This is a genomic window from Actinacidiphila acidipaludis (assembly GCF_019890725.1).
In the GTDB taxonomy this organism is placed as follows: domain Bacteria; phylum Actinomycetota; class Actinomycetes; order Streptomycetales; family Streptomycetaceae; genus Actinacidiphila; species Actinacidiphila acidipaludis.
The window spans coordinates 138,686-150,283 of record NZ_JAINZZ010000011.1; the positions used below are offsets into that span (position 1 = coordinate 138,686).

An 11,598-nucleotide genomic window follows, 5' to 3' on the forward strand; every position below is an offset into this window, starting at 1 on the left:
GGGAGAATCGGGCCGCAGACCTGTCGCCGAGCACGCACCCCGGGAGATCCGCGCATGAGCACGCCCACCCCGTCCCTGCCGCCCGCCCTGGAACGCCCGCACTTCATCGGGATCGGCGGCGCCGGGATGTCGGGCATCGCGAAGATCCTGGCCCAGCGCGGGGCCGCGGTGGCGGGCAGCGACACCAAGGACTCCGAGACCGCGGAGGCGCTGCGCGCCCTGGGCGTGACCGTGCACATCGGGCACGATGCCGCGCACCTGGCCGAGACCACCACGGCCGTGGTGGTCTCCAGCGCGATCCGCCAGGAGAACCCGGAGCTGGCCGCGGCCCGCGAGCGGGGCGTGCCGGTGGTGCACCGCAGCGACGCGCTGGCCGCGCTGATGGACGGCGCCCGGCCGATCGCGGTGGCCGGCACCCACGGCAAGACCACCACGACCTCGATGCTGGCGGTCGCCCTCGGTGCCCTCGGCCTGGAGCCGTCCTACGCCATCGGCGGCGACCTGGACGCGCCGGGCTCCAACGCGCACCACGGCGGCGGCGCGATCTTCGTCGCCGAGGCGGACGAGAGCGACCGCAGCTTCCACGCCTACTCCCCCGAGGTCGCGATCGTCCTCAACGTGGAGCTGGACCACCACGCCAACTACGCGTCGATGGAGGAGATCTACGACTCCTTCGTGACCTTCGCCGGCAAGATCCGCCCGGGCGGCACCCTGGTGGTCTCCGCCGACCAGCCGGGCGCGGTCGAGCTGACCGCGCGGGTGCGCGACCGGCTCGACCGCCCGGACCTGGGGATCGTCACGGTCGGCGCGGCCGAGCACGCCGACGTGCGGATCACCGCCGTCACGCCGCGCGGGCTGACCAGCGAGGTCACCGTGGTGCTCGACGGCCGGCCGCTGACCTTCACCGTCTCCGTGCCCGGCCGCCACTACGCCCACAACGCCGTGGCCGCGCTCGCCGCGGGGGTCGCGATGGGCGTCCCGGTGGAGGAGCTGGCCGAGGCGCTGGCGAAGTACACCGGCGTCCGGCGCCGGCTGCAGCTCAAGGGCGAGGCCGCGGGCGTCCAGGTCATCGACTCCTACGCGCACCACCCGACCGAGATGACCGCCGACCTGGAGGCGATCCGGAGCGCCGCGGGTCCCGACGCCCGGGTGCTGGTGGTCTTCCAGCCGCACCTGTTCAGCCGCACCCGGGAGCTGGGCGCGGAGATGGGCGCGGCCCTGGCGCTGGCCGACGCGTCGCTGGTGCTGGACATCTACCCGGCCCGCGAGGACCCGGTCCCCGGGATCACCAGCGCCCTGGTGATCGAGGCCGCCCGGGCGGCCGGCGCGGACGTGGCCGCCGAGCACGACAAGGGACGGGTCCCGGAGGTCGTGGCAGGAATGGCGAAGCCGGGTGATCTCGTTCTCACCATGGGGGCGGGTGACGTGACCGACCTGGGTCCGCTGGTACTCGCCCGCCTCAGCGGCTGAGGAGACCCCATGGCGTATGAAGTGAACAAGACCGACGAGCAGTGGCGTGCCGAGCTCTCCCCGCAGGAGTACGCGGTCCTGCGGCAGGCCGGGACCGAGCGCCCGTTCACCGGTGAGTACACCGACACCAAGACCGAGGGCGTGTACGCGTGCCGCGCCTGCGGCGCGGAGCTCTTCCGCTCCGACACCAAGTTCGAGTCGCACTGCGGCTGGCCGTCCTTCTACGACCCCGCCGACTCCGACGCGGTGGAGCTGATCCAGGACCGGTCGCTCGGGATGGTCAGGACCGAGGTGCGCTGTGCGCGCTGCGGCTCCCACCTCGGCCACGTCTTCGAGGGCGAGGGGTACGGCACCCCGACCGACCAGCGGTACTGCATCAACTCGATCTCACTGCGGTTGGCTCCCGAGGAGTGAGCGGCGACACGGCGGCCGCGTGACCCCCGATGCGTTTCACGCGGCCGCCGTGCGAGGCGGGTGAGCGGGGAGATCCCCTCCCGGTCCGGCACGGGGTGAAACCCGTCCCGGACCGGGGTGGTCGCGCCCCGGCGGCTCAGCCCTCCCCGTCCGCGGCGGCCGGCAGGCCGTCGCGGATCGCGTCCATCACCGACGAGTCGGTGAGCGTGGTGACGTCGCCCAGTTCCCGGTTCTCCGCGACGTCGCGCAGCAGGCGGCGCATGATCTTGCCCGACCGGGTCTTGGGCAGCTCGGCCACGACGAGGATCTGCCGGGGACGGGCGATCGGCCCGATCTCCTTGGCCACGTGCGCCCGCAGCTCGGTGGCCAGCGCGTCGCCGGTGGAGCCGTCGCCCCCGGCGCCGCCGCGCAGGATCACGAACGCGACGATCCCCTGCCCGGTGGTGGCGTCGGCCGCGCCGACCACGGCGGCCTCGGCCACGCGGGGATGGGAGACCAGCGCGGACTCCACCTCGGTGGTGGAGATCCGGTGCCCCGACACGTTCATCACGTCGTCGACCCGGCCCAGCAGCCAGATGTCGCCGTCCTCGTCCTTCTTGGCGCCGTCGCCGGCGAAGTACCAGCCGGGGAAACGCGACCAGTAGGTGTCGATGTACCGCTGCTCGTCACCCCAGATGGTGCGCAGCATCGACGGCCACGGCCGGGTCAGCACCAGGTAGCCGCCGGAGCCGTTGGGCACCGGCTTGCCCGTGTCGTCCACGACGTCCGCGTGGATGCCCGGCAGCGGCCGCAGCGCCGATCCCGGCTTGAGCGTGGCCACGCTCGGCAGCGGGCTGATCATGTGCGCGCCGGTCTCGGTCTGCCACCAGGTGTCGACCACCGGGCAGCGGTCCGAGCCGATGGCCTGGCGGTACCAGATCCACGCCTCGGGGTTGATCGGCTCGCCGACCGATCCCAGCAGCCGCAGCGACGACAGGTCGAAGCGGGCGGGGATCTCCTCGCCCCACTTCATGAAGGTGCGGATCGCGGTGGGCGCGCAGTACAGGATCGTCACCCCGTACTTCTGCACGATCTCCCACCAGCGGCCCTGATGCGGGGTGTCCGGCGTGCCCTCGTACAGCACCGACGTGACGCCGTTGGCGAGCGGCCCGTAGACGATGTACGAGTGGCCGGTGACCCAGCCGATGTCGGCGGCCGTCCAGTAGACGTCCTGCTCGGGTTTGACGTCGAACACCGCCCAGTGCGACCACGCGACCTGGGTCAGGTAGCCGCCGGAGGTGTGCAGGATGCCCTTGGGACGGGCCGTCGTGCCCGAGGTGTACATGATGTAGAGCGGGTGCTCGCTGTCGAACGCCTCCGGCTCGTGCTCGGCCGGCTGGGCGGCGACCAGGTCGTGCCACCACACGTCGCGGCCCTCGGTCCAGGCCACGTCCTGGCCGGTGCGCCGGACGACCAGGACGCTGCGCACGTCCGGGCACGCCTCCAGCGCCTCGTCCACGGCGGGCTTGAGCGCCGAGGCCGCGCCCTTGCGGTAGCCGCCGTCGGCGGTGATCACGACGCGCGCGTCGCAGTCCAGGACGCGGCCGCGCAGCGCGTCCGCGGAGAACCCGCCGAAGACCACCGTGTGCGGGGCGCCGATGCGGGCGCAGGCCAGCATCGCGACGACGGTCTCCGGGATCATCGGCATGTACAGCGCCACCCGGTCGCCGGCCCGCACGCCCAGCGACAGCAGGGCGTTCGCGGCCCGGCAGACCTCGTCCTTCAGGTCGGCGTAGGTCAGCGTGCGGGTGTCGCCCGGCTCGCCCTCCCAGTGGAAGGCGACCCGGTCGCCGAGGCCGTCCCGGACGTGCCGGTCCAGGCAGTTGGCCGCCACGTTGAGCCGGCCGCCGGTGAACCAGCGGGCGAACGGCGCCCGGCTCCAGTCGAGCACCTGCGTCCAGGGCTCGGCCCACTCCAGCCGGGCGGCCGCGGCCGCCCAGAACGCCTCGCCGTCGGCGTCGGCCGCAGCGAAGGCGTCGGCACCGGCGTTGGCCGCCGCCGCCAGCCCGGAGGGCGGCGGGAAGCGCCGCTCCTCCCGCAGCAGGTTGGCCAGGGTCGCGCCGTCGCCGTCCATCAGTGGGCCTCGCCCGCGACCGGGCCGCCGCTCCGGCCGGCACCGAGCCGGACCCGCGATCCGACGCCCGGGAAGACCGGCAGCACGTTCTCCTTCCACGTCGCGTTGGTGACGGCGGCGAACGACGCGTACCAGGCGCAGAGCGCGGTGATCAGGCCGACCCAGCCGCCGACCTTGGTCATGCCGGTGGACTCGGCGAACTCGGCGATCGTCAGCACGATGAAGGTGAGCGACAGGGTGGCGAACACCGCGAGGGTCGCGCCGTTGGTGCGCAGGGCGGCCACGGTCATGTAGACGGTGAAGATCGCCCAGATCAGCAGGTAGAGCCCGGTGGCCTGGTGCGCGGTGCCCGCCGGAAGGTCACCGGCGACGAACTTCACATAGGCGGCGTACGACAGCCAGAACGCGCCGTAGGAGACGAAGGCCGTCGAGCCGAAGGTGTTGCCCTTGCGGAACTCCCAGAGCCCGGCGAGGAGTTGGGCCAGGCCGCCGTAGAAGAGGGCGAGCGGCAGCACCACGGCGAGCAGGTTCTGGTCGATGAGGTGGGCGTTGAAGGAGCTCAGGACGAACGTGGTGGCGGCGAAGCCGGCGAGTCCCAGCGGGCCGGGGTCGGCGATCGCGTCGGCGGCGGGCGCAGGGGTCGGGGCGGGGGTGCTCATCTGCGGTTTCCCTCCTCATCGAGGAACGGCAGGGGGATGTCGGACCCGGACTCGGGCCCGCTGTCACGCTAGGAACGGATCCGGCCACCCGGCCAGGGACCGGCCGCGGACGTCGCCCAGCGGTACCGCCGGTTCGCCGGACGGTCGCTCCGGTACGCCGAGCGGTCGCTCCCGTGCGCCCAACGGCCCTGGCACTCCGTGCAGTTCAGACGGCACGCCGGGCCGCGCGGGAGGACGGCGCCGCGGTCGCCGCCCGGGTGGCCGGATTCCGCTCAGCGCGCGGGCGGCAGGGGTTCGGTGACGGCGGGCGGCAGCGAGCCGACCTCCTCCGGCAGGTGCATGCGCAGCATCACCCGGTCCACCGCGTCGGCCGACAGCCGGTGGCGGGTCAGCAGCGACCCGGCGATCATCACGGCGAACGCGATGGGGACCGTCCAGGCCGCGGGCTGTTCCAGCAGCGCCGCCGACCAGCCGCTGCCCGCCCCGCGCACGCTCGTCAGCACCACCGCGCACGCCGCCAGGCCGCCGCCGACCACCAGCCCCAGCAGGGCGCCCGCGTCCGTCAGCCCGCGCCACCAGATACCGAGGACCAGCAGCGGGCAGAACGACGACGCGGCGACCGCGAACGCCAGCCCGATCGCGTCCGCCACCGGCAGCCCGGCGGTGGCCGTGGCCATCACCAGCGGCGGGCCGCCGGCCAGCAGCGTCGACCAGCGGAAGGCCCGGGCCGACCCGTGCATCAGGTCCTGCGAGAGCACCCCGGCCACCGAGACGGTCAGCCCGGAGGCCGTCGACACGAAGGCGGCGAACGCCCCCGCGGTGGCCAGTGCCGCCAGCAGCCGTCCCCCGCCGCCCGCCTCGGTGAGCTGCGGCAGCACCAGCACGGCGGTGTCGGTCTGCCCGGTGAGCAGCAGTTGCGGCGCGAAGATCCGCCCGAGCGCGCCGTACACCGTGGGCAACAGGTAGAAGACGCTCAGCAGCACCAGGACCAGCAGCGTGGTGCGGCGGGCCGCCCGGCCGTCGGGGTTGGTGTAGAAGCGCACCAGCACGTGCGGCAGGCCCATCGTGCCCAGGAACGTCGCCAGCAGGATCGAGTAGACCGCGTACAGCGGGTGGGAGCGCCCGCCGGCGCCCGACAGCGGGTTCGCCCAGGAGGCGCCGGTGGCGGGGGCCAGTCCCTCGCGGTGCGGGACGGCGGCGCCCGCGGGGAACCGCAGGCTGGTGTCCGGGCCGGCGGTGTGCTCGCCGCGCTCCAGCCGTACGGGGGCGCCCGCGCCGGGGTCGCCGCCGGTGGGTCCGGGCCCCGGGCCCGAGGCGTACGTCGCGCCGTCGAGAGCCCCCCGGACGCCGACGGTGACCGCCGTGCGGACGTCGAACCGGACCTGGCCGTCGAGCCGGACGACCGTGGTGTGCGGAAAGCGCGGCACGTCGGGTCCGGTGAGCGCGGGCGCGCCGGCCGAGCGCCAGGCGAGCACCAGGAAGACCGCGGGCACGGCGATCGCGGTCAGCTTGAGCCAGAAGTGGAAGCCCTGGACGAGGGTGACGCTGCGCATGCCGCCGGCCGCCGCCACGCCCGTGACGGCCGCCGCCACGACCACCGCTCCGGCCCAGCGCGGCGCCCCGGTGACCGTCTGGAGGGTCAGCCCGGCGCCCTGGAGCTGCGGTACCAGGTAGAGCCAGGCGATGACCGCGACGAGCACGCTCGCCACCCGCCGCACCGCCACCGAGCCGAGCCGCTCCTCGGCGAAGTCCGGCAGGGTGTAGGCGCCCGAGCGGCGCAGCGGCGCGGCGACCAGGAGCAGCAGCACCAGGTAGCCGGCGGTGTAGCCCACCGGGTAGGCGAGCATGTCGACACCGTAGGCCATCACCAGTCCGGCCACGCCGAGGAAGGACGCGGCGGACAGGTACTCGCCGCCGATCGCGGAGGCGTTCCACAGCGGGGACACCTCACGGGAGGCCACGTAGAAGTCGGAGGTGGCCCGGGACAGGCGCAGCCCGTAGACGCCGATGGCGACGGTCGCCGCCAGCACGATGGCGAGGGCGGCCAGCCCGAGTGCGGGGTTCACCGGACGCCCGGAGTGGTGTCGCCGCCGGTGGTGGCTGGGGGCGGGGTCCCCGGGCCGGGGCCGGGATCGGCGCGATCGGGGTCCGCGGCCGCCGCGCCGCCGGCGGCTTCCGCTCCGCTCCGGGACGCGTGCGCGGGGCCGGGTACCGGCACCCCGGCGGCTTTGGGGTCCGGGGGTGAACCGGGGCCCGCGCCGGGCGCGTTGAGCATGTCGGTGAAGTCCCGCTCCACCCGCTCGGCGTGGCGGACGTGGAACCAGGCCACCCCGACCATCACCGGATAGGCGACCGCCCCCAGCAGCAGCCACGGCAGCCGGATGCCGACGACCTCGACCGTGCGCAGGCCCGGCAGCAGCGCGAACGCGGCGGGCAGACCGCCCAGCACCACCGTGAGCACCGCCAGCACGCCCAGCGCCAGCCGCAACTGGTCCCGGACCAGGGCGCGCAGATAGATCTGACCGAGCCGCGGCTGGGCGTGCAGGTCCTGCGCGCGGGCGCGGGCCGACCAGCCGCTGGAGCGGTTCCGGCGCGGCGCGGTGACCGCGACACGGCGCGACGGCGGCGGCGTCCCGGTCACGACGGCCCGTCACCGGGCGCGGGCGCCCACCGCACGAGCAGGTCCCGCAGTTCGCGGGTGTGCCGCCGGGCCACCGGCAGCTCCCGGCCCGCGACCCGGACCGTCCACCGGCCGGCGTCGGAGCGCAGCTCCTCGACGTGCCGCAGCGACACCAGATAGCCGCGGTGGATGCGCAGGAAGCCGTGCGGCGCCCAGCGTTCCTCCAGGACCGCGAGGGAGACCCGTACCAGCGGCGCGCGCCCTCCGGCGTGCAGCCGCACGTAGTCCCCCTGGGCCTCGGCGTAGGCGACCTCGTCGCGCGACACGAACCGGGTGACGCCGCCGAGGTCGACGGGGATGCGCTCGTCGGCCCGGTCGGCCCGGTCGGGGCGCCCGGCACCCGGGCCGCCAGGGCCCGCGGGCCCGCCGAGGTGTCCCGCGCCGCCGGAACCGTCCGCGCCGCCCGGGACTCCGAAACCGGGACCGGTGCCGGGGCCGGTGCCGCCCGCCGCCGCCCCGTCGATGAGCTCGGCGACCCGCCGCACCGCCTCGGCCAGCCTCTCCCGGCCCACCGGCTTGAGCAGGTAGTCGCACGCCTTGAGGGCGAAGGCGTCGACGGCGAAGTCCTCGTAGGCGGTGACGAACACGACGGCCGGCGGGTGAGCGAAGCGCCGGAGCACGCGCACCAGGTCGAGCCCGTCCAGGCCGGGCATGCGGATGTCGAGGAACACCGCGTCGACCGCCTCGCACTCCAGCAGCCGCAGCGCCGCGTCGCTGCTGCCCGCCGAGAGCACCCGCCCGATGCGGTGGTCGCCGCGCAGCAGATAGGTCAGGTCCTCCAGGGCGGGCGGTTCGTCGTCGACGGCCAGGACCCGCAGCGGCGTCCTCACGCGCGCACCCCCGTCCGGTACTTGGGCACCCGGACGTTGACCTTCGTCCCGGCGCCCGGGGCGGTCTCCACGACGAGCCCGTACTCGTCGCCGAAGACCGCGCGCAGCCGTTCGTCGACGTTGCCCAGGCCGAGCGAGTCGCCCTCGCCCTCCCCGGCAAGCTGCACGCGCACCTCCTCGGGGTCCATGCCCACCCCGTCGTCCTCCACACTGATCCGGCACTCCGCGCCCGCGTCCTCGGCCCGGATCGTGACCCGGCCCGGCGTCGGTTTGGGACCCAGGCCGTGCCGCACCGCGTTCTCCACGATCGGCTGCAGGCACAGGAACGGCACGGCCACCGGCAGCACCTCGGGAGCGATCAGCAGGTCGACCTGGAGCCGGGAGCCGAACCGGGCGCGCTCCAGCCGCAAGTAGCGGTCAACGGACCGCAGTTCCTCGGCGAGGGTACTGAACTGGCCATGCCGCCGCAGGCTGTAACGCGTCAACTCGGCGAATTCCAGCAGCAGTTCACGCGCCTGGTCGGGATCGGTACGGACGAACGACGCGATCGCGGTCAGCGAGTTGTAGACGAAGTGCGGGGATATCTGGGCGCGCAGGGCCCGCAGTTCCGCCTCCACCATCCGGGTCCTGGACCGGTCGAGCTCGGCGAGTTCGAGCTGTGCGATCACCCAGTGCGCGACCTCGCCGGCGGCCCGCACCAGGCCCGCCGAGACCTGCCGCCCGTAGACGGACAGCGCGCCGACCACCAGGCCGTCGACCACCAGCGGCACCACGACGGCGCTGCGCACCGGGCAGTCCAGGTCGCCGCACTCGACGAGCTCGGCGGGCACCACCCAGGGGCGTCCGGTCTCCATCGCCTCCCGCGCGTGCTCGACCGCGGCCGGCGCGTGCCGGCGGCCGGGACCCTCCCAGGCCAGCAGCTCGCCGTCGCCGACGACGGCCAGCGCGGGCGTGCCCAGCAGGGCGCGCAGATGGCGGGCGGCGCGGCGGGCGGAGTCCGGATTGAGGCCGTCCCGCAGCGGAGGCGCGGCCAGCGACGCCTCGTGCAGGGTGGCGAAGGCCGCCCGGTCGGCGGGCGTGCCGAACCCGCGCCGGCCGCGCACCAGCCAGAACAGTCCCGCCGCGGCACCGGCGACGACCAGCGCGACGGCCACCACGGTGATCACGGACCCCATGCCCCCGCATTATGGCCAGCGAGCGGGAGGCCGGACAGGTCCCGGGACGGGTATTCACGATTCCCGACGACCCGGACGACCCCGACGGCCCGCGGGCCGGCGCACGGTGCGGCGGGCGCCCGACTGGCGGACGCGCGATGGCGGCTCGCCGCGCGGTGGCCGACGGTATGACATAAGCGGGCCATCGGCCGGGCGTTCGGAACACAGTGAGGAGCGAGGGTGAGCGGAACGGCGACAGGCGGCAGGTCCCGGAACCTGGTTCTCGCGGCGATGATCTTCGCGGTGGCGATGACCTTCATCGACCAGACGATCGTGTCGATCGCGGCACCGAACATCCAGCAGGAGCTGAGCCTGTCGACCACCGGCCTGCAGTGGGCCGTCAACGCCTACCTGCTGACGCTGGCCGCGTTCTTCGCCTACGGCGGGCGGCTCGCCGACACCGTCGGCCACCGCACGGTCGTCGTCGCCGGGGTGATCATCTTCGCCACCTCGTCACTGCTGTGCGGTCTGACCCCCAAGGGCGGGGCGGCCGAGGCGTGGATCGTGGCGTTCCGCGCGGTGCAGGGGGTCGGCGGCGCGATCATGTTCCCGGCGGCGCTGGGCATCGTGGTGCAGACGTTCGCGCTCCGCGAGCGGGGGCGGGCGCTGGCCCTGTTCTTCGGCATCGCGGGCGGGCTGACGGCGATCGGCCCGATTCTCGGCGGCTATCTGACGCAGTGGACGTGGCGGGCGATCTTCTGGGTCAACGTGCCCGTCGCCGTCGTCGCCCTGGTGCTCATCGCGATCGCCAAGCCGGTGACCGAGCACCGGCCGGCGCCGATGGACTACCGCGGTCTGGCGCTGATCGCCGGCGGCGTGGGCCTGAGCGTGTTCGGCTTCCAGCAGGCGCAGATCTGGCACTGGTCGAACCCGGGCATCGGGCTGTGCATCGCGGGCGGCCTGCTGCTGCTCGTGGCCTTCTATCTGGTCGAGCTGCGCACACCGTCGCCGCTGATGCAGGTGCGGATCTTCCGCAACCGGGCGTTCGGCGTGGAGAACCTCGTGCTGGGCATCTCCATGCTGGTGTTCGTGCCGCTGTTCTTCTTCGCCAGCGAGTACGCACAGATCGGCCTGGGCAAGTCGGCCTCGGAGGCCGGTATCTACCTGCTGTACTTCTTCATCGGGTTCGTCATCGCCTCCCAGATCGGCGGGCGCATGCTGGACCGCGGCGGGGCGAAGCGGCCGGTCGTGCTGGGGTGCGTGCTGGCGGCCGTGGGCTTCCTGCTGCTCGCCGGCCAGGTCACGGACCTCGATTTCGGCAGCCAGCAGTGGTACGTGATCCTGGCCGGGGCCGGCATGGGACTCATGCTGACGCCCGCGACGACCGACGCGGTGAACCGGGCCGGGCGGCTGTCGTACGGCGAGGCGACGGGCATCACGCAGACGGTCCGCAACTTCGCGGCGAGCCTCGGGCTGGCGGTGCTGGGCACGATTTCGGTGTCGGTGTTCCAGTCGCATCTGCGCGGGTCGCTCATCGCGCAGGGGGTGCCGGCGTCCCAGGCCTCGGCCCGGGCCCAGTCCCTCGCGCAGTCGCGCAGCGCGTCCTCGGGGGCGGGCTCCATCCCCCATTACGTCCGGCTGGACTTCGCGTACTCCACGCGGACGGTGTTCTACGTCATGGCCGGGATCATGGCGGTGGCCGCGGTCGTCGCGAAGTTCGGGCTGCGCCCCGGCGTCCAGCCCGAGGACGAGGCGTCCCCTTCCCCCCGGCCCACCTCCCGCACCCCTCCACCTCCCGTCCACGACTGACCTTTCGGCTTCCGGGGTGCCCCGCGCCTTCTCAGGGCCTTGCCCTGCCCCTTGCGGTGCATTGCCGTCTGCTGCCTCGTCGTGGCTTGTCGCGTTGGGGGCACCTCTTGGACGAAGTCTGGGGGACCTCGCGCCCTTTCGGGGCTCGTCCTGCCCCTTGCGGTGCGTTGCCGTCTACTGCGCCGTCGTGGCTGTTCGCGCAGTTCCCCGCGCCCCTGAATCACGTGCCGTTCGTCCACTTGTCGGGGGCAGTCCGGAAGCGTCTCCTCGGACTTGTGCGTGACCGTTCTTCCGTCCGGCTGGGCGGGGGTGTGCACAAGTCCTTGCGGGGAGCGCTTCCTCCCCACCCCCTTGGTGGTCCATGGAGCCGCCTGGGCAGGACCGGGGTACCCCGGTAACACCCCCTGCGGCCACTTTCACTGCCAGGGGGTGGGGAGGAAGCGCTCCCCGCAGGAATGTGCATCCGCCC

The 11,598-nt window shown here is 74.0% G+C and carries 9 protein-coding genes; 3 read left to right on the forward strand and 6 right to left on the reverse strand.

The features are described 5' to 3' along the window. The first annotated feature begins 54 nt into the window (after positions 1-54). Both murC and msrB read left to right on the forward strand, forming a co-directional pair. On the forward strand, positions 55-1,470 hold the full coding sequence (gene murC, locus K7862_RS12790; RefSeq protein WP_222962633.1) for a UDP-N-acetylmuramate--L-alanine ligase: 1,416 nt from the start codon (positions 55-57) through the stop codon (positions 1,468-1,470). Between the two features lie 9 nt (positions 1,471-1,479). Next, complete coding sequence (gene msrB, locus K7862_RS12795; RefSeq protein WP_222962634.1) at positions 1,480-1,884, forward strand: peptide-methionine (R)-S-oxide reductase MsrB; 405 nt, start codon at positions 1,480-1,482, stop codon at positions 1,882-1,884. Positions 1,885-2,020: 136 nt separating this feature from the next. On the opposite strand, the gene acs is transcribed toward msrB, so the two are convergent. The 6 genes from acs to K7862_RS12825 form a co-directional block, all read right to left on the reverse strand. Then, positions 2,021-3,997: an acetate--CoA ligase gene (gene acs / locus K7862_RS12800; protein ID WP_222962635.1), complete on the reverse strand. Its 1,977-nt coding sequence runs from the start codon at positions 3,995-3,997 to the stop codon at positions 2,021-2,023. Then, on the reverse strand, positions 3,997-4,656 hold the full coding sequence (locus tag K7862_RS12805; RefSeq protein WP_222962636.1) for an acetate uptake transporter: 660 nt from the start codon (positions 4,654-4,656) through the stop codon (positions 3,997-3,999). The genes acs and K7862_RS12805 overlap by 1 nt, the downstream gene beginning before the upstream one ends. A 272-nt stretch (positions 4,657-4,928) precedes the next feature. Further along, complete coding sequence (locus K7862_RS12810) at positions 4,929-6,722, reverse strand: sodium/solute symporter (RefSeq protein ID WP_222962637.1); 1,794 nt, start codon at positions 6,720-6,722, stop codon at positions 4,929-4,931. Then, positions 6,719-7,297 (reverse strand): hypothetical protein, encoded by a 579-nt coding sequence (locus tag K7862_RS12815; protein WP_222962638.1) that lies wholly within the window; start codon positions 7,295-7,297, stop codon positions 6,719-6,721. The genes K7862_RS12810 and K7862_RS12815 overlap by 4 nt, the downstream gene beginning before the upstream one ends. Further along, entirely contained in the window at positions 7,294-8,166 is an 873-nt protein-coding gene (locus K7862_RS12820; protein ID WP_308011952.1) for a LytR/AlgR family response regulator transcription factor, read from the reverse strand. Before K7862_RS12820 ends, K7862_RS12815 begins: the two co-directional genes overlap by 4 nt. Then, a complete protein-coding gene (locus K7862_RS12825) occupies positions 8,163-9,341 on the reverse strand; it encodes a histidine kinase (protein ID WP_222962639.1) in 1,179 nt (392 codons plus the stop codon). The genes K7862_RS12820 and K7862_RS12825 overlap by 4 nt, the downstream gene beginning before the upstream one ends. A gap of 270 nt (positions 9,342-9,611) precedes the next feature. Here K7862_RS12825 and K7862_RS12830 point away from each other — a divergent pair, with 270 nt between their 5' ends. After that, positions 9,612-11,129 (forward strand): MFS transporter, encoded by a 1,518-nt coding sequence (locus K7862_RS12830; protein ID WP_222962660.1) that lies wholly within the window; start codon positions 9,612-9,614, stop codon positions 11,127-11,129. Positions 11,130-11,598 lie beyond the last annotated feature (469 nt).

Coding starts and splice junctions, on each gene's coding strand:
- acs (WP_222962635.1), bottom strand. CDS start 3,997: ATGGACGGCGACGGCGCGACCCTGGCCAACCTGCTGCGGGAGGAGCGG.
- K7862_RS12805 (WP_222962636.1), bottom strand. CDS start 4,656: ATGAGCACCCCCGCCCCGACCCCTGCGCCCGCCGCCGACGCGATCGCC.
- murC (WP_222962633.1), top strand. CDS start 55: ATGAGCACGCCCACCCCGTCCCTGCCGCCCGCCCTGGAACGCCCGCAC.
- K7862_RS12830 (WP_222962660.1), top strand. CDS start 9,612: ATGATCTTCGCGGTGGCGATGACCTTCATCGACCAGACGATCGTGTCG.
- msrB (WP_222962634.1), top strand. CDS start 1,480: ATGGCGTATGAAGTGAACAAGACCGACGAGCAGTGGCGTGCCGAGCTC.
- K7862_RS12825 (WP_222962639.1), bottom strand. CDS start 9,341: ATGGGGTCCGTGATCACCGTGGTGGCCGTCGCGCTGGTCGTCGCCGGT.